The organism is Paenibacillus sp. YPG26, assembly GCF_023704175.1.
Lineage (GTDB): Bacteria > Bacillota > Bacilli > Paenibacillales > Paenibacillaceae > Fontibacillus.
Window position 1 is genome coordinate 2,026,924 of the sequence record NZ_CP084530.1, and the last position, 24,790, is coordinate 2,051,713.

Annotated in this window: 24 protein-coding genes; 17 read left to right on the plus strand and 7 right to left on the minus strand. The window is 47.8% G+C overall.

Annotated features, from left to right (window positions below):
• Positions 1-41 precede the first annotated feature (41 nt).
• The 3 genes from LDO05_RS09525 to LDO05_RS09535 all read right to left on the minus strand — a co-directional run bounded on the left by LDO05_RS09525 (position 42) and on the right by LDO05_RS09535 (position 1,918).
• Positions 42-551 carry a hypothetical protein gene (locus LDO05_RS09525; RefSeq protein ID WP_251375174.1) on the minus strand — a complete coding sequence of 170 codons (510 nt, stop codon included), beginning with the start codon at positions 549-551 and terminating at the stop codon, positions 42-44.
• On the minus strand, positions 514-1,116 hold the full coding sequence (locus tag LDO05_RS09530; protein WP_251375175.1) for an RNA polymerase sigma factor: 603 nt from the start codon (positions 1,114-1,116) through the stop codon (positions 514-516). The genes LDO05_RS09525 and LDO05_RS09530 overlap by 38 nt, the downstream gene beginning before the upstream one ends.
• 214 nt (positions 1,117-1,330) lie before the next feature.
• Positions 1,331-1,918, minus strand: a complete 588-nt coding sequence (locus tag LDO05_RS09535; RefSeq protein WP_251375176.1) for a TraR/DksA C4-type zinc finger protein — start codon at positions 1,916-1,918, stop codon at positions 1,331-1,333.
• Between the two features lie 267 nt (positions 1,919-2,185).
• Here LDO05_RS09535 and LDO05_RS09540 point away from each other — a divergent pair, with 267 nt between their 5' ends.
• The 7 genes from LDO05_RS09540 (at position 2,186) to LDO05_RS09570 (ending at position 8,851) form a co-directional block, all read left to right on the plus strand.
• Entirely contained in the window at positions 2,186-3,271 is a 1,086-nt protein-coding gene (locus tag LDO05_RS09540) for an ABC transporter substrate-binding protein (protein ID WP_481857055.1), read from the plus strand.
• A gap of 88 nt (positions 3,272-3,359) precedes the next feature.
• Entirely contained in the window at positions 3,360-4,208 is an 849-nt protein-coding gene (locus LDO05_RS09545; protein WP_251375177.1) for an ABC transporter permease, read from the plus strand.
• Positions 4,205-5,026 carry an ABC transporter permease gene (locus LDO05_RS09550; protein WP_251375178.1) on the plus strand — a complete coding sequence of 274 codons (822 nt, stop codon included), beginning with the start codon at positions 4,205-4,207 and terminating at the stop codon, positions 5,024-5,026. The genes LDO05_RS09545 and LDO05_RS09550 overlap by 4 nt, the downstream gene beginning before the upstream one ends.
• Positions 5,023-6,087: an ABC transporter ATP-binding protein gene (locus tag LDO05_RS09555; RefSeq protein ID WP_251375179.1), complete on the plus strand. Its 1,065-nt coding sequence runs from the start codon at positions 5,023-5,025 to the stop codon at positions 6,085-6,087. Before LDO05_RS09550 ends, LDO05_RS09555 begins: the two co-directional genes overlap by 4 nt.
• Before the next feature lie 3 nt (positions 6,088-6,090).
• Positions 6,091-6,888 carry a DeoR/GlpR family DNA-binding transcription regulator gene (locus tag LDO05_RS09560; RefSeq protein WP_251375180.1) on the plus strand — a complete coding sequence of 266 codons (798 nt, stop codon included), beginning with the start codon at positions 6,091-6,093 and terminating at the stop codon, positions 6,886-6,888.
• A 37-nt stretch (positions 6,889-6,925) separates the two neighbouring features.
• The gene (locus LDO05_RS09565; RefSeq protein ID WP_251375181.1) at positions 6,926-7,750 is read left to right on the plus strand and encodes an alkaline phosphatase family protein; all 825 of its coding nucleotides are present in this window, start codon (positions 6,926-6,928) and stop codon (positions 7,748-7,750) included.
• Between the two features lie 108 nt (positions 7,751-7,858).
• Positions 7,859-8,851 carry a histidinol-phosphatase HisJ family protein gene (locus LDO05_RS09570; RefSeq protein ID WP_251375182.1) on the plus strand — a complete coding sequence of 331 codons (993 nt, stop codon included), beginning with the start codon at positions 7,859-7,861 and terminating at the stop codon, positions 8,849-8,851.
• 90 nt (positions 8,852-8,941) lie between these two features.
• Here LDO05_RS09570 and LDO05_RS09575 read toward each other — a convergent pair whose 3' ends face one another.
• From LDO05_RS09575 to LDO05_RS09585, 3 genes are all read right to left on the minus strand, one after another.
• Complete coding sequence (locus tag LDO05_RS09575) at positions 8,942-10,174, minus strand: aminopeptidase (RefSeq protein ID WP_251375183.1); 1,233 nt, start codon at positions 10,172-10,174, stop codon at positions 8,942-8,944.
• A 91-nt stretch (positions 10,175-10,265) separates the two neighbouring features.
• Entirely contained in the window at positions 10,266-10,799 is a 534-nt protein-coding gene (locus LDO05_RS09580) for a PadR family transcriptional regulator (protein ID WP_251375184.1), read from the minus strand.
• A gap of 57 nt (positions 10,800-10,856) precedes the next feature.
• Positions 10,857-12,209 carry a TrkH family potassium uptake protein gene (locus LDO05_RS09585; RefSeq protein ID WP_251375185.1) on the minus strand — a complete coding sequence of 451 codons (1,353 nt, stop codon included), beginning with the start codon at positions 12,207-12,209 and terminating at the stop codon, positions 10,857-10,859.
• Between the two features lie 232 nt (positions 12,210-12,441).
• Here LDO05_RS09585 and LDO05_RS09590 point away from each other — a divergent pair, with 232 nt between their 5' ends.
• The 3 genes from LDO05_RS09590 (at position 12,442) to LDO05_RS09600 (ending at position 15,970) form a co-directional block, all read left to right on the plus strand.
• Complete coding sequence (locus LDO05_RS09590; protein WP_251375186.1) at positions 12,442-12,720, plus strand: hypothetical protein; 279 nt, start codon at positions 12,442-12,444, stop codon at positions 12,718-12,720.
• A gap of 119 nt (positions 12,721-12,839) precedes the next feature.
• Positions 12,840-13,859, plus strand: coding sequence for an AI-2E family transporter (locus LDO05_RS09595; protein ID WP_251375187.1), 1,020 nt, complete (start codon positions 12,840-12,842; stop codon positions 13,857-13,859).
• Between the two features lie 329 nt (positions 13,860-14,188).
• A complete protein-coding gene (locus LDO05_RS09600; protein ID WP_251375188.1) occupies positions 14,189-15,970 on the plus strand; it encodes a hypothetical protein in 1,782 nt (593 codons plus the stop codon).
• Between the two features lie 116 nt (positions 15,971-16,086).
• Here the strand turns inward: LDO05_RS09600 and LDO05_RS09605 are convergent, their stop codons facing one another.
• Positions 16,087-17,166 carry a permease gene (locus LDO05_RS09605; protein WP_251375189.1) on the minus strand — a complete coding sequence of 360 codons (1,080 nt, stop codon included), beginning with the start codon at positions 17,164-17,166 and terminating at the stop codon, positions 16,087-16,089.
• A 184-nt stretch (positions 17,167-17,350) separates the two neighbouring features.
• On the opposite strand from LDO05_RS09605, the gene selD reads away from it, so the two are divergent.
• From selD to LDO05_RS09640, 7 genes are all read left to right on the plus strand, one after another.
• Positions 17,351-18,403 (plus strand): selenide, water dikinase SelD, encoded by a 1,053-nt coding sequence (gene selD, locus LDO05_RS09610; protein WP_251375190.1) that lies wholly within the window; start codon positions 17,351-17,353, stop codon positions 18,401-18,403.
• A gap of 55 nt (positions 18,404-18,458) precedes the next feature.
• Positions 18,459-19,499, plus strand: coding sequence for a tRNA 2-selenouridine(34) synthase MnmH (mnmH, locus tag LDO05_RS09615; protein WP_251375191.1), 1,041 nt, complete (start codon positions 18,459-18,461; stop codon positions 19,497-19,499).
• A gap of 244 nt (positions 19,500-19,743) precedes the next feature.
• On the plus strand, positions 19,744-21,009 hold the full coding sequence (locus LDO05_RS09620) for a hypothetical protein (protein ID WP_251375192.1): 1,266 nt from the start codon (positions 19,744-19,746) through the stop codon (positions 21,007-21,009).
• A 60-nt stretch (positions 21,010-21,069) separates the two neighbouring features.
• On the plus strand, positions 21,070-21,795 hold the full coding sequence (locus LDO05_RS09625; protein ID WP_251375193.1) for an ABC transporter ATP-binding protein: 726 nt from the start codon (positions 21,070-21,072) through the stop codon (positions 21,793-21,795).
• A complete protein-coding gene (locus LDO05_RS09630) occupies positions 21,782-22,534 on the plus strand; it encodes an ABC transporter permease (RefSeq protein WP_251375194.1) in 753 nt (250 codons plus the stop codon). The genes LDO05_RS09625 and LDO05_RS09630 overlap by 14 nt, the downstream gene beginning before the upstream one ends.
• Before the next feature lie 221 nt (positions 22,535-22,755).
• On the plus strand, positions 22,756-23,976 hold the full coding sequence (locus tag LDO05_RS09635; RefSeq protein WP_251375195.1) for a sensor histidine kinase: 1,221 nt from the start codon (positions 22,756-22,758) through the stop codon (positions 23,974-23,976).
• A 16-nt stretch (positions 23,977-23,992) separates the two neighbouring features.
• On the plus strand, positions 23,993-24,688 hold the full coding sequence (locus LDO05_RS09640) for a response regulator transcription factor (RefSeq protein WP_251378687.1): 696 nt from the start codon (positions 23,993-23,995) through the stop codon (positions 24,686-24,688).
• Positions 24,689-24,790: the final 102 nt, after the last annotated feature.

Below are 24,790 nucleotides of genomic sequence, written 5' to 3' on the forward strand. Positions count from 1 at the left end.
CAGAGCGGACCGGGTAGACTCAATGGCTATATTCCCTATGGCTATAGATCCGGCGAAGGTGGAGTAGGGAGCGTCGGAAGGACGAAGGATATACGGTACACAGCGTCTTTATGAGTTAAGACTCCTAGCCTATGCTCCTTGGGGGATGTGGATCTGTCATGTGGTTCTTCATCCGCTGCTTGGGAGGGGCTTGCATTTACGTGCTTGGTACCGATGCAATCTTCATGAACGATGACCACTTGAGCAAATCCCATGCCGAGCATCTGCGCATGCTGCAATATCGGTGACATCGTCTGTGTGATTGTGGGAACAGGCCATATCAGCGCGCTAGCCGTCAACCCTGCTGCTGCCATGCCAATCCAACGAAATCTGCGCCAAAAATTGTGACGACGCTTGTCCTGTCTGATAGCTTCACTGATACTCAGCCACGAATCGCGCTTTTGTTCCCTGGAGGGCAGCGAAGCAAGCGGAGATGTAATTATCGCTTCATATATGAGTGCGTCAAGCTCATCTTCAAATTCGCGTTCCCACTTTGGTGAATTTCTTCGCATCGATCTCACCCCACTCCTTATACAGCATCTTCTTGATACTTTCACGCGCACGATACAGCCTCTGCCTAACCACATTCTCGTCTGTGTCCAACTCCTCTGCAATCTCTCTATACGAGAGACCGAGCTTCCACCGATATTCTATTAACAGCTTATACTCTGGCTTAAGCCGATCTAAATAGCATACAATTGCTTCCTCCAGAATCTTGGTCTCTACAGTCTGTTCTACGGAAGGCTCGGGATTATGAGGCTCTATATTTATAAAAACACTGTCCGAGTCTACATGGTTACGGTAATGTTTATTTTTTCTCAAGTAATTAATTGCCGTATTACGGGTTACGACCTTGATCCATGACTTCATCTTCTGTTCATTCTCGAACTTGGGCTTCTTACGGATAACCTTCAAGAAAGCCTCCTGGATAATATCCTCTGCTGCCGAATGATCCTTCACTATATACACAATGATGCCGTACACAAGATCATAAAAATCATAATATATCTTCTCTTGAATGATCTCATTGAGATCGTGATAATTGGCAGCCAGAAGATAGTGCAACCTCTCCGGCATGATAATCCCCTCTCTAACTGCTGTGTTCCTAAATGAAAAAACCACCGGCTACAGAAGTTAGTAATTATCAATAGAAGAAAGGTGGTATATGCTGCTATTTTACCTCATTTTTCCTTATAAAGATATGTATTACATAAATATCTACACAAAGAGGGTTAACAAAAAAGGGCTCTTCTCTATAAGAAGAACCCTTGAACAGCAGCTGTTCATCTAGTTATTCCGCTGAATCCTCGTCCACCGTAAGTGAATTATAATCCTTGGCATCCCGTTTGGCAGCCATGGCCGGTGAATCCGAGTTCCCGAACTCCTCAACCGTATGCCAGGCATCCGCATCGTCAAAGCGGCCGGCATTCTGCTGGCGGTGTTCTCCCGCCCCCTTAGGAGGCAATGTCATGACTTGTTCTTCGACCGGACGGGCATCAGATACTGTGCTTTCAGGCGTATGATCAATGCAGTATGCGGTATAAGGGATGGCCTCAAGGCGTTCGAAAGGAATCTCTGCGCCGCAGGTTAAGCATTTGCCATATTCTCCTGTCTGTATGCGCTCTAAAGCCTGGTTAACCTGATCAAGCTGGTTATCCAGATTCTCGTTAATGGCCATATCCCGGCTTCGCTCGAAGGTCTCTGTTCCCACATCTGCAGGGTGATTATCCACCGCGCTTAATTCACCCGTCGACACCCGGAGCGATTCGGTAAGCTCGGCCCCCGGCTCCTCTTCAGCGAAATGCTGCTCAAAACCTTCTTTTTCTTCCAAGAGACTATGTTCAAGCTTGCTCAACTGTGATTTCGTTAAATGGCTCATTGTGTGTTCCTCCTCAGCTTTTCATATGCATTCTTACCCCTTACACAGGCACGATGACACATTCCGGCAGCAGACAGTAATTGTTAACAGCCTTCCCGCTAATTGTTCGAGCAGTAATTTGGCCTCTTTTGAGAATTTACAACAGGTTAACCTGCAACAGAAATACAAATGATGAACCGCTCCTACAATGAAAGCATACGGAAACAACATAAAGTCACAACAAATCACATGAATGCTTAAGGAGGAGTAAGGTCAGTGAAAAAAGCGATGATGGGGTTAGCCGCTGTGGTTCTCGCCGGTTCCATGCTGTCCGGATGCGGGAAGACAGAGACTACAACCGCAAATGCTACGGCGAATGCAGGGGCAGCGATCAGTCTTGAGGAGCTGCAAAAAAGTGCCAAAGGGGAAGGGTCTGTCGTGAGTGTGGGGATGCCGGACTCCTGGGCCAACTGGAAGGATACATGGAATGACATTCAGACGAAATACAGTCTGAAACACACAGACACAGATATGTCGAGTGCCGAAGAGATTGCCAAATTTGATTCCGAGAAGGATAAGCCTACGGCGGATATTGGTGATGTAGGCATGGCTTTTGGTCCGGTTGCTGTAGATAAAGGTGTGACACAGCCTTACAAGACCTCTTACTGGGACGAGATTCCAGAATGGGCCAAGGATAAGGATGGCCACTGGATCGTTGGCTACCAGGGAACAATCTCGCTCCTGACTAATTCCAAGAAAGTGGCTAATCCACCGAAGAGCTTCGACGATCTGCTTAACGGGGACTATAAAATCTCCGTAGGCGATGTATCCAAAGCGGCTCAAGCCCAAAGCGCTGTATTGGCAGCAGCCATCGCATTCGGCGGCGATGAGACAAATATTGAGCCGGGTATTGCTTATTTTGAGAAGCTGGCTAAGGCAGGCCGTCTGTCCAAAACCGAGCTTTCGCTCGCCAACCTGGAGAAGGGTGAGATTGATGTCGCCTTCCTGTGGGACTTTAACGCCCTGGGTTACCGTGCGCAGCTCGGCGCGGATCAGTATGCCGTATCCATTCCGTCGGAAGGAAGCGTAGTCAGCGGCTACGCGACAATTATTAATAAATATGCGCCGCATCCGAACGCGGCCAAGCTGACTCGTGAGTATATTCTCAGCGATGAAGGGCAGATCAATCTTGCCAAAGGATTCGCCCGTCCGATTCGTGAGAATGTCAAGCTTCCGGAGGATGTTGCGGCCAAGCTTCTTCCAAATGAAGAGTACAAGACCGCGAAGCCGATCAAGGACTTCAAGGCGTGGGAAGAAACCTCCAAACAAATCCCAGAGCTGTGGCAGGAGCGTGTGCTTGTTCATTTGAACTAACGTCCGTATTCGCTAATTATATCTGTACACCTATACAGTTACTTCCTATCCTGGGGAGTAACTGTTTGGGCTAAGAAGGAGATTCCCTATGTTGAAAAAGCGTGTGGACTTCAAGCTGATTCTGGCTTTGATTCCATTTACGATCCTGATTATCGGCTTCGAGCTTCTCCCTGCCATTTCCGTGGTTGTGGAAAGCTTCACAGGTACTGAAGGGGGCTTCTCCCTGGAGCATTACGTCTCCGCATTCACGAAGATGTTCTACTTGCAGGCGATCAAGAACAGTCTTATCATCTCGGCCGTCTCCAGCTGCATCGGGATTATCGCTGGTCTATTCATCGCTTACGCGATTACTAAGGTATCGGAGCAGACGCGCAGCCGTGTACTGATGATCTCCAATATGACCGCTAACTTTGCGGGTATCCCGCTGGCTTTTGCCTATATTATTCTGCTTGGAAGTAACGGGATCTTCACGATTCTATTCGATCAGTGGGGACTAACCATCTTCTCGGGATTCAATCTGTATTCCTGGTCAGGGCTGATTCTTGTGTATGTCTATTTCCAGATTCCGCTGGCCACGCTGCTTCTCTATCCTACATATTATGGCATCCGGGAAGAGTGGAGGGAGGCTTCTTCTCTCCTTGGAGCAAGCACCTATCAATTCTGGCGCCGTATCGCGCTGCCGATTCTTCTTCCTGCTGCAGCAGGCACGTTCACAATTCTGTTCGCAAATGCTATGGGTGCCTATGCAACAGCTTATGCGCTCCTTGGAGGCAACTATAATCTGCTTGCGATCCGGATTGGCTCCCTGGTAGCGGGTGATGTCTTCACCAGACCCCAGCTTGGAAGCGCGCTCGCTATGGTGCTCGGTCTTACCATGGTGCTGTCACTATGGATTAATGAGCGGATGATGCGCCGGGTTAGGAGGGACCTTGGATGAAAAAGGGAGCAGCTTTCCCGCGTGTAATCTTGACGGTTACCATGATCTATTTGCTAATCCCGCTGCTGGCAACCTTGCTGTATTCGGTCGCGAACTCCTGGCAGAACACGATCCTGCCTGAATCCTGGACCCTGAGATGGTTCCAAGAATTATTGACGGATCCGCGGTTCACGCAGTCCCTATGGAGAACCGTCTGGATATGCCTCTTAAGCGTAGGGTTAAGTGTCGTTGTAATGCTTCCTACGATCTTCATTGTCGTCGTGTATCTGCCAAGACTTGAGAAGCTGCTGAACATATTGGTGCTGATCCCCTATGCGGCGCCCGCTGTAGTGATGGCCGTAGGATTGATCAAGCTGTACTCTTCCGGCCCACTTCCAATTGCCGGCACTATGTGGATACTTGTTGGCGTGTATTTCGTTGCCGTACTGCCTTACATGTACCAAGGGATCCGCAATAGCATGCGCACGGTCCGTACAGTTGATCTGATCGAGGCAGCTGAACTGCTTGGTGCAAGTAAGCTGACGGCCTTCCGCCGGATTATCGTGCCGAATGTTCTTCCTGGAATCCGGGTGTCGGTCCTGCTGTCGTTCTCCATCCTGTTCGGAGAGTTCGTCCTGGCCAACCTGCTCGTCGGGGGACAATTTGAGACGATTCAGATCTACTTGTATCACAGGTTAAGCGAGAGCGGCCATTTAGCCAGCGCGGTTGTCATCTGCTATTTCCTGGTTATCCTCGTCCTCTCGGGTATACTTCTGGCTCTTAGCGGAATCCTTGGACGTGATTCAACTGCAGCCTTCAAGAAAGGATCGGAACAATGAGCTATTTACTAATCGATAACGTGAACAAAACTTATAATGGCACTTCCGTATTGCAAGAGCTGTCGCTCGAGGTCAAGGAAGGGGAGATGGTGACGCTGCTCGGCCCTAGCGGGTGCGGGAAGAGTACTCTGCTCAGATGTATTTCAGGCCTAACGGACATGGACACTGGCTCGATACTGCTCGAAGGACGTAATATTACCACGTTAGCTCCTAAAGAGCGAAATGTGGGCATGGTCTTCCAATCCTATGCGCTCTTTCCGAACATGAATGTCTATGACAACATTGCTTTTGGTCTGTCCATGAAGAAGAAATCCAGCCAGCAGATCAAATCCAGGGTAGGTGAGATGCTGGAGCTGATTGACTTAACAGAAAAGGCCAAGGCATATCCGCATGAGCTGTCCGGCGGGCAGCAGCAGCGCGTCTCTCTTGCAAGGTCGATGGCTGTTGAGCCTAAGCTTATGCTGCTGGATGAGCCATTGAGTGCGCTGGATGCCAAGATCCGCAAGCATCTGCGTACCGAGCTCAGACAAATACAGAAGCGGGTAGGCATGACCATGCTGTTCGTGACCCACGATCAGGAGGAGGCATTAACGATCTCCGACAAAATCTGTCTGATGCATCAAGGACGCATTGTCCAGACCGGCTCCCCAGGCGAGGTCTATTCCAGCCCGAAGGATGAATTCGTCGCCCGGTTCATTGGCAGCTACAATGTCTTGACCAATAAGGAGGTGTCCAGGCTGTTCGCACAGCCTTCCTACTCGAATACAGATGTGAGTTATGCCCTCCGGCCAGAAGCCATTATCATTCAGCCTGATCATTCAGAGATTCAACTGACAGCCGCAGACAGCAGCTTAGCACAAGCACCGCAGTTCTGTCGCGGCATAATTGAGGAGGCTGTTATGCTCGGCAATATTATTCGTTATCGGATTGAGATCCAAGGGGTAAGGCTGCATGCAGATGTATTGAACGATAACCAGGCGGTCAAGTTCAGCGAGGGAGACCATGTTCAGGTTCTGATTGACAGGCAGGCTTGTATTCCTCTTGCCCCTTCAGGTATATGAGCGATGTCTGTATTAGCAGAAGGGCGCAAGCTTCAGATCAAGCATGAGCTGGAGCGCGAAGGCAAAGTTATGGTAGTGCCGCTGTCCCGGCAGTTCGGTGTATCCGCCGAGACCATTCGCAGAGATCTTCAGGTGCTTGAGAAGGAAGGGCATCTCAGACGTGTCTACGGAGGCGCGGTCAAGTCCTCGTTCCGCGGTAATGAAGCCCCTTATAATCTTCGGCAGAAGATGTACGCTGCCGAGAAGAGAGCCATTGGAGAACGTGCCGCCATGATGATCAAGGACGGGGGAACCGTCGTTATTGATGGAGGAACAACTACGCTGGAGATGGCTAAGGCTATCAGGGGCAGAAGAGGGTTAACCATTCTAACCAGTTCACTTCCGCTGGCCGCGTGTCTGCTTGAAGGTCTGAGCCGTGACCAGTTCTCGGGCAAGGTCATCATGCTTGGAGGAGAAGTAAGTCCCCTGCAGCACTCCATTACAGGGATTGCCGGTGAGCGGATGATGCGCGGCTTCAGCATAGACCAGGCGTTCATTTCCGTTGGAGGGGTATCGTTAACGCATGGGTTCACTGACTTCGATCTCAATGAGGCTTCCATGTCCTGCGCGTTCGCGGAAGCCGCCCAAGAGGTCATTGTACTAGCTGATCATTCGAAGTTCGGGATCAATACCTTTGCCCCAATCATGCCCACCGAGCAATGTGATTATATCGTGTGTGATCAGGTGCCTACTCTCCAGTGGCAGGAGCACCTCAGGAAGCGAAAAGTAGCTTGGGTGATTGCCCCGATGGAATCAACTTAAAGATCATCATTTTTTCATTTCAGGGAGGAACAGCTTGATGTCAAAAGTAATAATGATTGTGCTGGATGGTCTTAAGTATGAGACTGCCAGGGCCTCTATGGGTTATCTGAATCATCTGGTCGAGGTATCCAAAGCCGCATGCTATAAAGTACGCTCCGAGCTTCCAAGCTTATCCCGCCCCCTATATGAGGTGCTGCTGACCGGAACTCCCTGTTCTGTTAATGGGATTACTGCCAATCATATCGTAAGGCTGTCCCATCATAAGAGTGTGTTCCACCTTGCAGTAGAGCAGGGCTTGAAGACAGCGGCTGCAGCCTATTATTGGGTGAGCGAGCTGTATAACCGGGCGCCGTTCGATAAGATCGAAGACCGCGAGCAGCATCATGAAGAACTACCCATCCAGCATGGAAAGTTCTACTTCGACGACGCATATCCGGATTCTCATTTATTCATCGATGCTGAAGTGCTTCGCCGGCAGCACGACCCGGATTTCCTGTACATCCATCCCATGGGAATAGATGATACCGGTCATAAATTCACCTCGGACTCGAAGGAATACCGGGGCAAGGTTCTTGAAGCTGATATGATACTCGCCACCTTCGTTCCTCAGTGGATGTCACTGGGATATGAGATTATTGTTACTTCAGATCACGGCATGAATACAGACGGTCACCATGGGGGAACAGGGATTGAGGAGAGGGAGGTTCCCTTCTATGCGATTGGCTCGGCGTTCACGCCGGGTGAGTATCCGGATCAGCTTCCGCAGCTCGCAGTTGCGCCACTACTCTGCAGGATGCTGTCTCTTCCACTCCCGGATGCCATGAGCTTTGTCCAGGTGCCTGGCTTTAAGTTGAATCTCTAAAAAAGAATTAGACTGGAAAGTTACCCATAGTTAAGCGTTCCATATGCTCTGGAAAAGCATAGCTTTAATCAATAGTTCAACTTATCTAGCATCCGGGAGGGAACTAGTGTGAAGGTAGATTTTCATTTTCATTTGGAGGAAGGTCCTTATACGCTGAACTGGCTTCAGCGCACAAGTCTGGCTTTGCAGCGAACCCGAAGGACGACGGAAGCTTCCGAGAGGCTGGATAGCTTGGAATCTGTTCAGTCAGTCGTCCGCGGCCTATCCAGGAGGATGGATGAAGGCTGCTTCTCCGAGCGGTGGATAACGAAGTATATTGAGCAGGGAACAAGGCAAGGCATCGAACATTTCGGTGTCGTTGATCATTTATACAGATTCGTTGAATTCAAGCCTTATTATGAGAAGCACATGCTGATCGATGGAAGTCCACTTGGACAGCTTCAACAGGCTTGGCTTAACCAAGTATGTGTATACTCTATTCGTGAATATTTGGATGGAGTTCAGAATGTCGCCCGGTTCTATGGGAATCTCTCCATCGGAATTGAGGCTGATTATTTCGAGAATGGGGAAGAGGAGCTAGAAGAGCTGCTCTCCAGCTACAGCTTTGATTACGTAATCGGATCTGTTCACTTCCTGAATGGATGGGGGTTCGACAACCCTAATACCCAGCACCTCTTCAAGGGCCGCCAGTTGGAGGATCTATATGCGCAGCATTTCGAGAATGTGATTCGAGCCGTGAATTCCGGCTTGTTCCAGTTCATTGCCCACCTCGATAATCTGAAAGTATTCGGATTCCGTCCATCGGAAAGGGACCTGCTTGGCTGGTACGATGCGGTGGCTGCGGCACTGGCGCATGCAGGCGTGGCTTCAGAGATCAACACCGGGCTGGCTTACCGTTATCCGGTTAAGGAAATGTGTCCAAGTCCCAACTTCCTCCGGGTACTGCATCGGCACGGTGTTCCGGTAACTTTAAGCTCGGACGCCCATTTCCCCGATGATATTGGAACGATGCTGGATGAAGCTATTATCATGGCCAAATCCATCGGATACGAGGACATTGTCTACTTTAAGAACAAGCAGCAGTATTCCTTACCGATCTAGAAGTGAGAGGAAATAATTGAAAAGGATGCCTTCCGATACCTGCCCTGAAGCAGATCGTGAAGACATCCTTTTCATCTGAGTTAACCAAGTCTAGATTGCCCAGTTCCCTTTATGGAACAGCTGAATCTGCTCACCGTCTTCAGTAATCCCGAAGATATCCATCTCGCCTGAGCCGACCATGAAGTCTACATGGGTAATGCTCGTATTGAGCCCGCGTTCGAGCAGCTGCTCTTGTGATAGACCCTTGCCATCTTTCAGGTTGAAGGCGTAAGCACTGCCGATGGCCAAATGGTTGGACGCATTCTCATCGAACAGGGTGTTGTAGAACAAGATATTCGACTGGGAAATTGGTGAACCATGTGGAACCAAGGCTACTTCGCCCAGATAGTGAGAGCCTTCATCCAATTCCACCAGCTGCTTCAACGTTTCTTCACCCTGCTTGGCTTTGACATCCACAATACGCCCTTCTTCAAAGGTGACGGTGAACTCGTCAATAATGTTACCGCTGTGGCTGAGCGGCTTGGTGCTGGATACAGTACCGTTCACGCCTGTTCGAAGGGGTGCTGTAAATACCTCTTCGGTTGGCAGGTTGGCAAGGAAGGTATTTCCCTGTTCATTCACACTGTCCGCCGCCACCCACAGGTGGCCTTCAGGGAGTTCGATGGTAAGATCGGTACCTGGAGCTATGTAATGAAGCTTCTTGAAGATCTTCTCATTCAAATAGTCCGCTTTCTGGGTCAGGTTAGCAATGTGCTTCTCCCAAGCTGAGATGGTGTCAGGCTGGTCTACACGCACCGTGCGGAAGATCGCTTCCCACAGCTTACCCACTTGCTGCTCTGCTGGCACATCTGGGAATACCTTGGCTGCCCAAGCTTCAGACGGAACAGCGACAATAGACCAGCTGAATTTATCCGCCTGTTGATACTGACGGAACTTGCTCATGGCTTTCCCGTAAGTTTTCTGATGATTGGTCAGACGCTCGCTTGAGACTCCCTTGAGCAGGTCGGGATCGGATGAGATGACATGAAGGATAGCGGCCCCATTCTCCACCAGTTCGAGCAGCTCACCAGCGTACCATTTAGGCTCATCAAGAAAAGATTCTTCTGCGGCAAGCTGGTAACGAAGACGGGTTACCGTGTCATCGCTCCAATTCACTTTGACGGTTCTGGCTCCCGCTTCATAAGCTTTTTGGACTATGAGACGGACAAGCTCTGCACCATCAAGCGTTGAATTAACAACCAAGGTTTGTCCAGGCTGAACATTGACCCCAACTTTTACAGCAAGCTCCGCGTATTTGTGTAATTTATCCTGAAAATCGGACATGGAATTGACCTCCATTCAATTAAGTTACAGGTACTATATTACAGCAAAATAAAAGATAAGGAAAATTGCATCTATCTATCAACAAGAAGAATTAATTGATCATGGCTAGAACCCAGCGGCACCACGCAATCTCCTGCTGTTCCATAAGCAACTTGCGCTGGTGGACAATATATCTGCCGAATATCTGATGCTCCTGGTCCTTCAGATCCGTTCCATACTCGGCTTCCATCTCCTGAATGAGCTTCTCGCGGCGAAGGAGCTTCTCTTTGTAGTAGGAGAGCCGGTCTTCGAACAGCCTTTGAGCTGTATCAGTATCTGTTAGAGATATAGAGTAGGCTTTAATAAGAAATTCATCCCGGCTGACGGGAACGGAAGGGGCCTTGTCCATCCAAGCCCTCAGCATCTCCTTGCCTTCGCTTGTTATATGATACAACTTCTTGTTGGGTCTCCCGGTCTGTTCAACATTCTCCGGTATCAAATAACCGTCATGTTCAAGCTTGGCAAGCAGCGGGTAGATCTGACTGTGCTTGGCCTGCCAGAATACCTCCAGCATCTCTGCCAGTTCATAACCGGAGCATGGCTTGCGGACAAGCATGGCAAGCAGGGCATAAGCAAGACTGTTCATCGTGAATACCTCCTGTTCATTTGCGATCGGGTAAGAATACATTGGGTCCTAATTGAATTAGCCGATCGTGATTCTCCCTTCAGGGGATCGGTACAAATCCTGCTTGGATCTGGGTGCAAGTGCGTAGGCCAAAGTCAAAGGACCGACCCGACCGAGGAACATGACTATACAGATGATAATTTTGCTGAGCGGGGTCAGAGTAGGGGTGAGGCCCAGGCTCATTCCTGTCGTCCCAAAGGCGGATGTCGTCTCGAACAATATTGGCAGAAAGCTGCGATCCTCCAGAACAGACAGCACCATGGCAACAAATATGACGAGGAACAGAGCAAGCCATGTTTGGGTTACAGCTCTGACAATAGAGTCCTTTGCGAGCCTCCTCTTGAAGAGCACAATGTCTTCCTTCCCCTTAATCATAGCCCACATGGCGCCTATGAGCACCGCGAACACCGTTACTTTGATGCCCCCGCCGGTTGACCCGGGAGCCGCCCCGATGAACATTAGAATAGTCAATAGAAACTGGGTGGAATGTTCCATATCGGCTACATTCAAGGTGCTTACCCCACCTGAACGGGAGCTGATGGATTGAAAAAAGGAACTCAGAATACTGCCTCCCTGGCCGAGCGGCTTCATGGTCAGCTCGTTGCCGCGCTCCATGATATAGATGAGAAGGGCACCGCCTAGCACCAGGATCGCCGAGTAAGTCAGCACGACCTTGGAGTGTAGGCTTAATTTTCTTTTTGCGGGAAATTCAATCAGATCGGCCATCACAACAAACCCGATGCCACCAAGAAATATAAGACCCATAATGACCAGATTCACATAGGTATCCTGAACATATCCGCTTAGACCCGCGAAAGGACCATGCACCGCTCCAAAGAGATCAAAGCCCGCATTGTTGAACATCGTTATGCTGTGGTATATCCCGTAGTAAATGGCTCTGGGCAGCGGCATGTCCGCCGACCAGCGAATCGCGAGCAGCAGAGCTCCTGTAATCTCGATAACGAAGGAATACAGGATTACACGCCTGATCAAGGACAGGAGGCCTTCCATCGAGTTATAGTTCATAGCCTCTTGAAGGATGAGCCGCTCTCGTAAGGAGATCCGCCGGTTGAAGGCAAGAGCAATCAGTGTTCCCATCGTCATGAATCCCAGACCGCCAAGCTGGGTAAGCACCAGCAGCACAAGCTGCCCGAATAGCGACAGCTGAGTTCCGGGATCAAGGACAGCAAGGCCTGTCACACAAGTTGCAGAGGTGGCCATGAAGAAGGCATCGAGCAAGGGCAGCTGCTGGCCCCCTGTCGATATGGGAAGTGACAGGAGGAATGTTCCGGTCACAATAATGAGCGCGAAGCCGAAGGTGAGCACTTTGGGTGGAGAGAGGGTTCGGCGTATTTTCGCTTCAGATTTCAAATCTATGCACCTCTTTGGATGTTATATAAAGGTAGAGTCCTCTTGGCTCATATAAAAAGCATGTATGACCTCCTAAAACATGATACGATATAGCGTGAACATTCTTCAATTTTTATTCACAAATGGAGGAAGGATGCTCTTCCAATTGCTTTTACTGCTGCTGTCTCTGATTATGCCAGTAAGACAATGGATATACAATAATATAGTGATATAGTTACACAAGAAGGAGAGAATGAGATTGGAACTTGAACTAGTCAGTGCCACCATGGAAAGACAAGAAGATCTTACTTATCTGGGCAAAACTGTGTTTAAAGTCAGCGGACACAAAGAGGAATACGAAATTACCTTTTACAGCAAGCGGGGCAAAGACTGGGATTACAGCCTGCATTTCGCTCATGAGTCTGGAGATGAAGATCAGCTCCTGGCTGTCGATGCGCGCATTGAAGAAGATGATGAGTGGTTCGACAAGCTGCTAGACGCCGCACTGGATACTTTGCCTGAGCAAGCCTGATCCATGAACAAGAAGTGAACTGAATAATTCTATTGAGAGAAAAGGGGGGATGCTGTTTGCTGCAACATCCGTTTTTTCGGACATGTCTCGGAATAATCATGCTGCTAACCATTATCTTCTTGCTACATCAAGTCCGATTCATCTTCAACCCGGTTGTCACCTTTGTGCAGATCCTGATTGTACCTATGACGATATCCGGGTTCCTGTATTATCTGCTGAGGCCCATCGTACATTATCTTGATACCAGAAAAGTGAACCGGATGCTCTCTGTGCTGCTCATCTATCTGTGTATAGCCGGTGTCATTACGATCTTCTTTTTCTTGGTATGGCCATCGCTTACCCGGCAGGTGCAGGAGTTCATCAGTAATCTTCCTACATTGCTTGACGGGGTGAAGACCCAGATCGCGGCAATCCAGAAGGGGCCTCTCTTCTCAATGATTGATTCTGGCAACACCGAAATCTCTGAGAAGATTACAGGCTATATTAATAATGCGGTTGAGATGATTAGTGGTTACATGTCGCATTTCTTTAACTTCATCAGTGAGTTCATTGTCATCATTGGTACTGTTCCTATCATTCTCTATTACATGCTAAAAGAGGACAACCGGATCTCCCCGGCTGTAGTTAGAGTAATGCCCAAGCGCTTTGCCCGTGACGGCGCACAGGTTGTAAGCGACATTGATGCAGCCCTCAGCGGCTTTATCTCCGGGCGCATCATCAGTGCCTTGATCCTGGCGGTCATGAGCTTTATCGGCTTCTGGATTGTGGGGCTTCCTTATCCGCTGCTGCTTGCGATCATTGGGGCTCTATTTAATTTCATACCTTATGTAGGAGCTTTCCTGGGTGCCATCCCTTGTCTGATTGTTGCCTATACGGTATCGCCATCCATGGCTCTTTGGGTGCTCATTATCATTATCATTGCGCAGCAGGTGGAGGGGAATCTTATTGCCCCTTACATTTATGGCAAGACTATCAATATCCATCCGCTGACCACTGTCATTCTGCTCCTGATTGGCGGAGAGTATGCCGGAATTCTTGGCATGATTCTGGTCATTCCGGTATATATGATTATCAAGATTGTCGCGGTAAGAATCTACAAACTATTCCTTTCCGACAAAGTGGAAGAAATCGTAGATTAAGCCTATATTTATGCAAATAAACCGATCCTTGTGATCGGTTTATTTGTATTTTGCTTGCTAATCAAGTTAAAATAGAGAAGCGTAGTACATAAAAATGAAAGATTTTAATAAATAATAGTATTTTTTTGTATAAAATGTTAAGTTCCACTCGCCATATTCCGATAAATATAGACATGAGCCGCTAAAATTCGACGGTTCAAACAAACTTATATTGGAAGAGGGGGAGAATAATGAAACGACTGTACTCTTGGACAGTTCTTGTTCTTATAATTTGCTCAGCATCACTACTTATGGGGTTTTCCTCAAGGGAGGATGTCAAGGCAACATGGGTGAGGCAAACAGAACTGGCCGAGAATGGTGGCAGTAAGCTGATCAGTTACGCATCCTCACATGGTGTGAACGTCATCTATCTGCAGATCAACCAATCAATATCGAACAATGTGTATGGGCAATTTATTGCCAATGCGAGCAAGAAAGGCATAGCCGTGCATGCGCTGGGGGGTAACCCGGACTGGGCTCTTGGGGAGAACAAATCAAAGTATACAGATCTCCTTAACTGGGTGAGTGCATATAATGCCCAGGCAGCTGCCGACCAAAAGCTGAAAGGGATTCACTTACGGGTGGAAGCCTACTCCCTGCCTCAGTGGAGCACAGATCCTGGCGCAGTAACTACATCATGGAGAGCTAACCTGCAAAGCTTCCTTACCACGGCCGCTTCGAAAGTGCCGGGACTGGAACTCGGAATTGATCTACCTTACTGGTTAAAAGGAGACAAGCTTCCTGGAGGAGATACCACACTTCAATGGTTCATCAAATCCTTTCATCATGTAACTATTCTTGATTACAAGACAGATGTCTACGGCAAAGGCGGAATCATTGAGAGTGTAAGTCAACACATTCAATTAGCCAATTCGCTGGGCAGACAAATTGTAGTCGCTTTGAACACGAAAGAGGATACCAGTAGCGCGGACTCTTCCTTCTATGGAAAGGATCCCCAGCTTGTAGATGATGCCTTGTGGGAGGTCAACGATCAATTCAGCAGCGAGAGCTCTTATGCTGGATCAGCCATTAATGATGCAGAGAGCTGGGCTAAGCTGATGAAGGCGGATATCGTTACACCGGCACCAGCGCCAACGCCAGTACCGACACCTACGCCGACACCGGTACCAACGCCAACACCGACGCCTACGCCGACACCGGTACCGACGCCAACACCAACGCCTACGCCGACACCGACGCCGGTTCCAACACCAGTGCCAACACCAGCACCAAGCACTGAGGTTCCTGTTGCCAAACCGCTGAATCGCAGTCAGCAGGTAAGAGCTACCTACATCTGGGAAGCGGGAGACGCTGTGAACCGTGGTGACGAGGTTCTTGCATTCGCCAAGAGCAAGAATATTAATTTGCTCTATCTACACATCAATACGGACTACAAGTTATCCGCTTATCGTCCATTTATGAAGAAAGCATGGAATGCAGGCATAGAGGTCCATGCAATGGGCGGAAATGGAAGCATGGCTTTCACCGAGAATCGTCCGAAGATCACTAAGTTAATTGATTATGTGAAGGATTATAATCGGCAAGCCGAGCCCGAAGAGAGATTCTTCGGTATCCATTACGATATTGAACCATGGGTTCTACCACAGTGGTATTCGGCCACTGACAGAGTTATCAGCGAGTGGACAGGCAATATGAATTACTTTATCGGAGAAGTGAAGAAAGACTCCAAGCTACTAACCAGTGTGGATCTGTCAGCATGGCTGGACAGGTATACTGTGAAGAACGATGGAGGAATCTCGATCAGCAAATGGTTCATTCAGAAGATGGACCATGTAACAATCATGGACTTCCGGAACTATGCTTCCGGTAGAGGGGGTCTTGCTGATATGGCCAAAGAAGAATTGGCTTTCGGCAAGGAACTGGGCAAACCAATCTATCTGGCTGTAGAGGCCAAAGCAAGTTCAGAAGGTGCTTATGTAAGTTTTTATGAGCTGGGTAGTGCCGTTCTTGAGAGAGAACTCGCCAAGCTCCCTGCGCTGCTGACCGATTACCCATCCTTTGGCGGAATAGCGGTACACGCCTATGAGTATTGGAAAGCACTTAGACCTTAAGTCCAGGACCTTAAGTCCATTTGTTATCATCATACAATGTCAGTGTCCTTATAATACAACTTCATCTTAACAAGAAACCCCACAGCCAGATGGCTGTGGGGTTTTGTAATCTTATATTAAATGACAACAGCACCTATGGCGCCGCATAACAAGCCTGACAGGACAACGGAGCCCAAGACGAACCAAATGACCTTACGGGGGAACGCGCGGGACACCATCATTACGGATGGCAGGCTGACCGCAGGAAGTGTGATTAGCAGCGCTCCGGCAACGCCTCCTCCAAAGCCAAGGGACAAGAATGTTGCGATGATAGGGATCTCGGCAGCGGTAGGAATGACGAACAAGGTACCCGCAACAGCAAATATAATTACGGCCAGAACTGCATTCATACTGCCAGCTCCAAGTACCGGGAACATCCAGGCGCGTGCCGCGCCGAGCAGAAGCACGGTAACAAAGTATGCGGGTACGATAGTTAGAAGCATGGTCCCCATATTCTTCAACCAGAGCGTAAGGAAGGAGCCTTGCGGCTCTTCCGGCTGATTAACCACCTCTTCGACTTCATCAGGTACCTGGGTAGTTCCGGCGAATCTGTTCGCGAAGTAGCTTACTGCGAAGGTAAGTATAATTCCGAACACGACACGAAGAAGAGTGAACTTCCACGACAGTACAAAGGTCATGAAGATCAGCGTAGCCGGGTTGAGCACCGGATTGCCGATCCAGAAAGCAAGACTTGCTCCGATCGAGACATTTTTCTTGCGTAATCCAACCGCAATTGGAGCGGCGCAGCAGGAACACATCATTCCGGGAAGTGACGCGACTCCGCCGAGCGCCGTGCTTTTGAAATTCATCTTACCCAAAGTCTTCAGCAGCCATCTTGAGGGCAGGAGAACCTGTACAAGAGAACCAAGCAGAATGCCCAGCACCGCAGCCTTCCAGACGGACTTAAAGTATACCATTCCGTAGTCCCAGGCAGACTGTAAGGACGGAGCAGGAGCAGTTCCCTGGTCGCCTGTCAGAATAGAAGCTCCGAGGCTGTGTTCCGCGGCGGCTTTGAGAGCTTTGAAGTAGTATGGCCACCACTTGACATAAGTGAGACCCGCGATGGCTATGATCAAGAAGAGGACGACAAGCAGGACTGTTCTTGAAGAAGCAGGTCTCTTGCCCCCGTGCAAGGAATTGTAGTTATTTGATGACATATGTCCGATTGACCCCCATTTGTAATAGTAATCAAGGTTACAATTATAGCATGCGGAGGTATAGAAAGTAACTTGTTTTTTGTACAATAGTTGATTTTTGGTGTAAAATATATTCTGTTGCGTAAGTGCAAGCAGACGAGTTTTCTCTAACATTCTTATTAATCATTAAGGAGCTGAGTCCATCATGTCTCAAGCTGGAAATATAAAGCTAACCTCCCTGTCCTCCAAAGGGGGCTGCGGATGCAAGATTGGTCCTGCGGACCTGATGCAGGTTCTTCGAACACTGCCGGCGGCTGAACCAAACCCCAATTTGCTGGTCGGTACAGATACGAGTGATGATGCGGGCGTGTACCGTCTCACCGACGATCTGGCCTTAGTGCAGACTCTTGATTTCTTCACCCCGATTGTGGATGATCCCTATTCGTTTGGCCAGATCGCGGCTGCGAATGCACTTAGTGATATTTACGCCATGGGCGGGAAGCCGCTTACCGTTCTTAATATTGTAGCCTTTCCTATTTCTGTTCTGGATAAAAGCATACTCGCAGATATCCTTCGCGGTGCAGGTGATAAAGTCAAGGAAGCCGGAGCAACGCTGGTTGGCGGACATTCGATCGATGATAAAGAGCCAAAGTTCGGTCTATCCGTAACGGGAACTGTCCATCCGGATAAAGTGAGAACGAACGCTGGGGCTCGGGCTGGAGACAAGCTGATCTTAACAAAGCCAATTGGAGTGGGGGTATTAACGACCTCCATTAAGAAGGACCAGTTAACAGAGGATGAGACGGCCCGGCTCGTCACCGTCATGTCCACACTCAATAAGACTGCTGCTGAAATTATGGAACCTTATCCGGTACACGCGTGTACAGATGTAACGGGCTTTGGCCTGCTCGGTCATGCCTCTGAAATGGCCAAGGGCAGCAAGCTTGGACTTATTATCCATAAAGAAGCCGTGCCTGTGCTGCCTAGAGTCAGGGAGCTTGCGGAGAATGGCTTCGTGCCTGGTGGAACCAAGAATAACTTTGCTCACCTGGAAGGCAGTATTATCTATCCGGATCAGCTGGATCAGATCGATCGTTATATCCTGTGTGATGCGGTCACTTCAGGCGGATTATTGATCTCGGTGGACGCCGATCAGAGTGATTCCTTGCTGAAGGAGTTGATAGCCGCCGGAGTAGAGGCAGCAATCATTGGTGAAGTCACAGAGGATCATCCAGGTCAAATTCAAGTAATCGTGTGATTATGACAAGGCCATAATCCTGAGTTAAGCATCGAACAAGAAGAGGTGGACGACATTGTTTCAGGATATAACATTAGAGCAATTAAGAGAGCTTAGGAACAAGAAGCAGCTAACGGTGATCGATGTGCGCTCTCCATCTGAATATGAGGATTCAACTTATCCTGGCAGTCTGAACATCCCTTTCTTCAATGATGAAGAACGCGCTGAAGTAGGTACGTTATACAAACAGACCAGTGTTCAGGCCGCGAAGGACCGGGGGCTTCAGATTATCTCTTCCAAGCTTCCAAGCTTTATCCGGGAATTCGGTGCCATAGAAGGTGACAAAGCGGTATTCTGCTGGCGTGGAGGCATGCGCAGCCGCACAACCGCAACGGTTCTGTCGCTAATGGACATCCATGCTTACCGTTTGGTAGGAGGATATAAAGCTTACCGGAAATGGGTTATGGATGAGCTGGAGTCTTTTGAGTTCAAGCCCAAATCTTTGGTGATACATGGAAATACCGGAACAGGCAAGACCAACCTGCTTCTCCGGCTTAAGAAGAAAGGGTATCCCGTGCTTGATCTGGAGGGACTGGCTGGACACCGGGGATCTATATTCGGTCACATTGGCCTTAAGGCGAACAACCAGAAGACCTTTGACAGCCTGCTGCTTGAGGAGCTGATCAAGCTTGAGGACTCGCCTTACGTTCTGTTCGAAGCGGAAAGCAAGCGGATTGGTAAGGTGGTTATGCCGAACTTCCTGGCTCATCAGAAAGAGACCGGAACCCAGATCTGGATTGAGATGCCGATTGAGGCGAGAGTGGAGCAGATCTTGCAGGATTACCAGCCGCAGCAGTATAAGGCGCAGTACATCGCTTCTTTTCAAAGGATTAAATCCCGTATTCATGTGCCAATTGCCGCGGAGATTGACCGGTGTCTGAACGAGGATCAGTTCGCCGAAGCTGTAAGGCTGATGCTGGAGTATTATTACGATCCCAAATATGATTATACCTCACAGCAGTACGATGAGGATGAGGGCAGCAAGGTTACTTTCAAGGTGAATAACCTGGATGAAGCTGAAGCTGCGGTTATTCAATATTTGAATGGAATGAACTAAAGATGGCGTTTATCTAGCGCAATAGTTAATGGCATCTTGAAGAATTAAAGCTAACTCCTGTCCTTCCAACTATGGAAAGGCAGGAGCTTTTTTGTGTGGAAACAGCATATGTCAACCCTATGTAACTAGAACGCTGGTTCTAGTTAATATTTTGTTAATAAGTTATTTAGATAAATGCAATTGTCCTCACTTATAATGAATCATGAGGAAACGTTTCCCAATATGAAATAAAGGAGTTCCAACAATGAAACTTAGTAAAAAAGGGATTACCGTACTTTCTTTTACCCTTGGAGCCTGTCTGTTTGTATCGACAGCCTTCGCCGATGCGCTGCTGGGATCTGGTTACGACCAGCTGAAAGGTTCTGTAAAAAACACTGCGTCCCAAATGGAGAAGGGACTAGACAGCTACACGATAGAAGTTCTATATTCACTTGAAGATAACGGTCACACCATGTTTGAGTCATCCGATTCTAACAAATTTGATGTGCAAAAGCAGGCTAGGGAGAATACGAGTGTGACTCAAGGCTCTAGTGGAATTACAACAACGCATTACTCGTACAACGACCCAAAGCGTTCGATTTGGAAAAACGAGACAGAAGACAAATATTATGTGACAGAATTCCCTGAAGATGATGTGAGGACAAATATGTTTGACAGTCCGTTCAACGCAAAGGGAGCTCCAGAGATTGAAAAAATCGTTGACGCCCTGGTGGGTAATTTGAAAGATTATGTACAGGCGGAAGAAGGGGCTGACGGCGGAAGAGTCTATTCAGGAAGTCTATCCGAGGCACAGGTTCCCGCGGTAGTGAATGCTGTTACATCCTTTGGCATCAAGAAGATGATTAATGATCAGGGACGCATGCAAAGGGATGCGAAGATGCCGGAAATCGAGAGCGATATTTTTGTGAAGAAGGTTGTGGGTACGGCCGCTGAGAACAAATCTGGATTACTTGAAAATGTGACTGGCGAGGTGATCTTGTCCGGTAAGGATAAGAACGGAACACAGCATGATTTGACGTTAAATCTCGTTTTGAAGCTTTCCAACATCGGAAATACGAAGATTGCCATGCCTGATCTGACTGGAGCCAATGTCGAAAATGTAACTGATTCAGGCGGCTTCAGCAGCAAGTTTGTCGGAAAATATAAAAATAATATTATTACTGAGAAAGACGGCAAATTTATCAAAATTGGCGAGAGAACCCTTGAGATTACAAGTGTGGAAAAGGACAAAGTAACGGGCAAGTATCACGAAACCGTGAAACCCGGGTTTGAAGCGGAGTATGGCGACAAGTATAACTTTACCTTTGAGTACAATCCTAAGCGTTCCAATTCCATATCCACATTCACTTATAACAATGCAAAAGGTGAGCAGGAACATGGGAATCTCTTCCCGAGTGGTTCCGGAAAGGTTTATCTCGATTTAAACATCAAGATGAACGATAGTAATTCGTATCAGTCCAACAACCAGCAATATTATGATGGGGAATTTAGCCGTGTATTTGAAGAGTAATTGGTTAAGGGAAGCCGCTAATGCGGCTTCCTGACCATTATGGGGGAGATGTTGAAACACATGCATAAAGCTATCGAAATTACCGGACTTACCAAGGTGTATAGCAATGGCAGAGGAATTAGTAATATGAATTTAACGATAGATCAAGGTGATATTTTCGGCTTTTTGGGACCCAATGGTGCAGGAAAGACGACGGCTATGAAAGTAATGGCAGGCCTAATGAGACCGGACCGAGGCGATGTGAAGATATTCGGAGCCAGTGTTATAGATGACTATGTCAATGCGATGAAGCATGTAGGCTGTATCATCGAGACAGCGGAGTCTTACCCTTACTTGACGGCCAATGAGAACTTGAGGCTGTTTGCACGGTTCTACCCGCACGTGGACCAGAAGAGAATCGATGAATGTCTTGAAGTCACCGGATTGCTGAAATATAAGAACGAAAAATCCCGAAAGTTCTCATTAGGGATGAAGCAGCGTCTGGGTTTGGCCGCTGCAATTTTGTCGAAACCCAAGCTGTTAATTTTGGACGAACCGCTTAACGGACTCGATGTTGAGGGGATATTGGAGATGCGTAAGCTGATCAAACAGCTTGTGCACGAGTCAGGTACAACCTTTTTTATCTCCAGCCATTTGATTCATGATGTGGAGCTAACCTGCACAAGAATCGGTGTTGTGTATGGGGGACATCTTATCAATGTCGACTATACCCATAACATTCTCTCGAATTATTCTTCTCTTGAAAATTATTTTGTTAGTGAGGTGGACAGGAATGGCCGGGTTTAAAGCTGCATTCTTCATTGAAGCGGTCAAGCTATTGAAAAAGAAAAAAATAATTGCGGCCGCCATTTTGTCAATATTCGCAGTCGTGATTGGACAAATTGCGGTTACAGCGATTAAACATGGGCTTGGACTTCGGGTTGCAGGCAGCACCGAATTTCCGTTCTTGGTTCTATCGATTTTCAGTTATACGATATTACCTCTATTTGCTACGTTTGTGGCAATTGATATGTTTAGCGGTGAATTTTCGTCCAATACGATGAAAATAACGCTCACCAGACCTGTATCCAGGTTCGGCGTTTTTAGCGCAAAGGTTCTGAATTTAGCATTATTCATTTGTTCAAACTTAGTGTTTGTTATGATTCTCTCGTTGTTGGCCGGTTTCCTGTTTAATATGTCCTCTGTCAGCCTGTTAGGATTCGTTAGAGTTGTATTATCCTATATGGCGACGTTCTTTCCTGTCTTTGTATTTTCTCTTCTGGTTGTATTACTGTCTAATTTGCTCCGCGGGGGTTTGGCCGTTTTTTTTCTGGCAATTATTGCTTTTATCGCATTTAACTTTTTAGATATCGTGTTTTCGAGTTATTCCAGTTTTTTCATTACGTCGATGTTCGACTGGTACACGCTCTGGATCTCCGAATCAATTAACGTGTATAAAATATTACGCCAGATCTTAATCATGTTGGGCTGTGGTATAATGTTATTTACTGCTGGTTACTACTTGTTTGATAGAAAGGATATATAGAAGGGGAAATGCATGTAACGAAACGCTTTTTCATGATGAATGCGCTGACTGTACTGCTTTCTATCGGTTTCACCGTTTTGGCTGCCGTCATTTTTGCTGCTGTGTATACCAAAGTTTTTGGCCAAGAGATGTATGTCCATGAAATGAAAAGAGTCTTCGAGGTCAGGACAGGAATTAGTGAGATCAAACGTGAAGCCATGAACTCCGAGTTCGAACAGCTTTTGGATAAGCAGTATCAGCAAGAAATGTCTGCGCGGGTTAAGTCTTTGGGCGCAAGTGCCATCCTTCTAAAAAACAGGGAGGTATTATTCTCCACAAAAAAATTCAGCGAACTTGATATCGAAAGAAGCTTAATGCTAACCAGCGGTATGCCCGATCAAGATACTGTGGAGCTGGACGGCACAACTTATATGTTTGCTCGAGCGACATACAAGCTTCCGACTGGCGAAGACGGGGTTTTACTATTGTTAGCGCCCGTAACGCTGAATTCGGACTTTTACATACTGCTTGGCATTTTTGCGATCAGCTTTTTCATATTGACTTTTCTGCTGATGAATTTTTGGGTTTCTTACCGATTCTCACGCGGGATGCTTACTCCAATCTCCAGGTTGAAGGCGGCCGCCGTACGAATAAGTGAAGGCGATCTGAACTTCGGGATTGCGGAGGAAGGCGAAGATGAGGTAAGGGAGCTCTGCAGAACACTGGAACTCATGAGGCTCAAGCTGAAGGAATCGATTTATCTACAGAACAAATATGATGAGAACCGGAACTTTTTGGTGTCAAGTATCTCTCATGACTTAAAAACGCCGGTTACATCCATTATTGGTTATATTGAAGGGATTATCGATGGGGTAGCGAGGACACCCGAAAAAATGGAAGAATACTTAGAAACGGCCCGTTCCAAGGCGGTACTGGTGAATATGATGATTGATGATCTTATTTTATATTCCAAGCTTGACTTAAAACAGCTCCCTTATCATTTTCAGAGTACGAACCTAGTCGGCTATTTCGAGGATTGCGTGTCAGAATACCAATATGAGTTTGAACAGGCGAACTTCACCTTCGAGCTTATTAATGAGCTAGTTTCTCCCGTCACGGTCTTAATCGATCGTGAAAGGTTCAAGAGGGTCATTCAAAACATTCTTGGCAATGCGGCGAAATACTTGGAAAAGGCTGACGGAAGGATTGTCATAATACTCAGGGAGACGCGGACTTCCGCCATAATAGAAATTAAAGACAATGGAAAAGGGATCCCGGAGAAGGATCTTCCCCATATTTTTGACAGGTTTTATCGGGTGGACCCTTCTCGAACAAATACCGATGGCAGCGGCCTTGGACTTGCTATTGCCAAGCAGATTGTGGAAGGGCATGAGGGAGAAATTTGGGCTAGAAGTATTGTGGGAGAAGGAACTCGGATAATGATATCCCTGAGAATAGTGTAGAGCTGTGGAGGTTATGATGAAAAGGCTGCTCATTGTTGAAGATGACCAAAGCATTGCAAATCTGCAAAAGGACTACCTGGAGCTAAGCGGATACTCGGTTAGGATCGTGAACAATGGATCCGAGGGTCTCAAGGCTCTCGCGGAAGAAGAGTTTGGCCTAGTTATATTAGACATTATGCTTCCTGGTATGGACGGGTTTGAAGTATTAAAAACCATCCGTGAACAGGAAGATATCCCGGTGCTTCTTGTATCCGCCAGAGCAGATGAAATCTATAAAATAAACGGCCTCGGCCTCGGTGCGGATGATTACATCACCAAGCCGTTCAGCTCAGGCGAGCTGGTAGCCCGGGTTAATGCGCATCTGAATAAATTCGAACGGATGAAAGAACGTTTTGGTAAGAAGGAAGTGGGCACTGTTCTTAGCGTTCGGGGCCTGGAGATTCAAAAGGATTCCAGAAGGGTGTTTGTGAACGGAAGTGAGGTCATGCTGACACAAAAGGAATTCGAGCTGCTCTTGTTTCTTTTCCAGCATGCCAATCGGGTATTCGATAAGGAAGAGCTTTTTGAGCGAATCTGGGGGATGGAAGCCATAGGGGATGCTTCTACGGTAACGGTGCATATCGCCAGAATCCGAGAGAAAATAGAGAAAACCCCTTCCAAGCCCCAATATATTGGGACGGTTTGGGGAGCAGGATACAGATTTATGGTCTGACCATACTTGCATTTGCTTCTTAATTTGCCGAGCGAAATCTAGGTTGTTTCTATACAAAAGCTCCTGTCCATGCATAATTGCCATGGCAGGAGCTTTTGTGAT

Excerpts from the sequence above, each read along its gene's own strand:
- LDO05_RS09565 (WP_251375181.1), top strand. The coding sequence starts at position 6,926 with ATGTCAAAAGTAATAATGATTGTGCTGGATGGTCTTAAGTATGAGACT.
- LDO05_RS09545 (WP_251375177.1), top strand. The coding sequence starts at position 3,360 with ATGTTGAAAAAGCGTGTGGACTTCAAGCTGATTCTGGCTTTGATTCCA.
- LDO05_RS09560 (WP_251375180.1), top strand. The coding sequence starts at position 6,091 with ATGTCTGTATTAGCAGAAGGGCGCAAGCTTCAGATCAAGCATGAGCTG.
- LDO05_RS09540 (WP_481857055.1), top strand. The coding sequence starts at position 2,186 with ATGATGGGGTTAGCCGCTGTGGTTCTCGCCGGTTCCATGCTGTCCGGA.
- LDO05_RS09550 (WP_251375178.1), top strand. The coding sequence starts at position 4,205 with ATGAAAAAGGGAGCAGCTTTCCCGCGTGTAATCTTGACGGTTACCATG.
- LDO05_RS09580 (WP_251375184.1), bottom strand. The coding sequence starts at position 10,799 with ATGAACAGTCTTGCTTATGCCCTGCTTGCCATGCTTGTCCGCAAGCCA.
- selD (WP_251375190.1), top strand. The coding sequence starts at position 17,351 with ATGTCTCAAGCTGGAAATATAAAGCTAACCTCCCTGTCCTCCAAAGGG.
- LDO05_RS09555 (WP_251375179.1), top strand. The coding sequence starts at position 5,023 with ATGAGCTATTTACTAATCGATAACGTGAACAAAACTTATAATGGCACT.
- LDO05_RS09590 (WP_251375186.1), top strand. The coding sequence starts at position 12,442 with ATGAGATTGGAACTTGAACTAGTCAGTGCCACCATGGAAAGACAAGAA.
- LDO05_RS09605 (WP_251375189.1), bottom strand. The coding sequence starts at position 17,166 with ATGTCATCAAATAACTACAATTCCTTGCACGGGGGCAAGAGACCTGCT.
- LDO05_RS09530 (WP_251375175.1), bottom strand. The coding sequence starts at position 1,116 with ATGCCGGAGAGGTTGCACTATCTTCTGGCTGCCAATTATCACGATCTC.
- LDO05_RS09535 (WP_251375176.1), bottom strand. The coding sequence starts at position 1,918 with ATGAGCCATTTAACGAAATCACAGTTGAGCAAGCTTGAACATAGTCTC.
- LDO05_RS09575 (WP_251375183.1), bottom strand. The coding sequence starts at position 10,174 with ATGTCCGATTTTCAGGATAAATTACACAAATACGCGGAGCTTGCTGTA.
- LDO05_RS09640 (WP_251378687.1), top strand. The coding sequence starts at position 23,993 with ATGAAAAGGCTGCTCATTGTTGAAGATGACCAAAGCATTGCAAATCTG.
- LDO05_RS09630 (WP_251375194.1), top strand. The coding sequence starts at position 21,782 with ATGGCCGGGTTTAAAGCTGCATTCTTCATTGAAGCGGTCAAGCTATTG.
- LDO05_RS09625 (WP_251375193.1), top strand. The coding sequence starts at position 21,070 with ATGCATAAAGCTATCGAAATTACCGGACTTACCAAGGTGTATAGCAAT.
- LDO05_RS09525 (WP_251375174.1), bottom strand. The coding sequence starts at position 551 with ATGCGAAGAAATTCACCAAAGTGGGAACGCGAATTTGAAGATGAGCTT.
- LDO05_RS09620 (WP_251375192.1), top strand. The coding sequence starts at position 19,744 with ATGAAACTTAGTAAAAAAGGGATTACCGTACTTTCTTTTACCCTTGGA.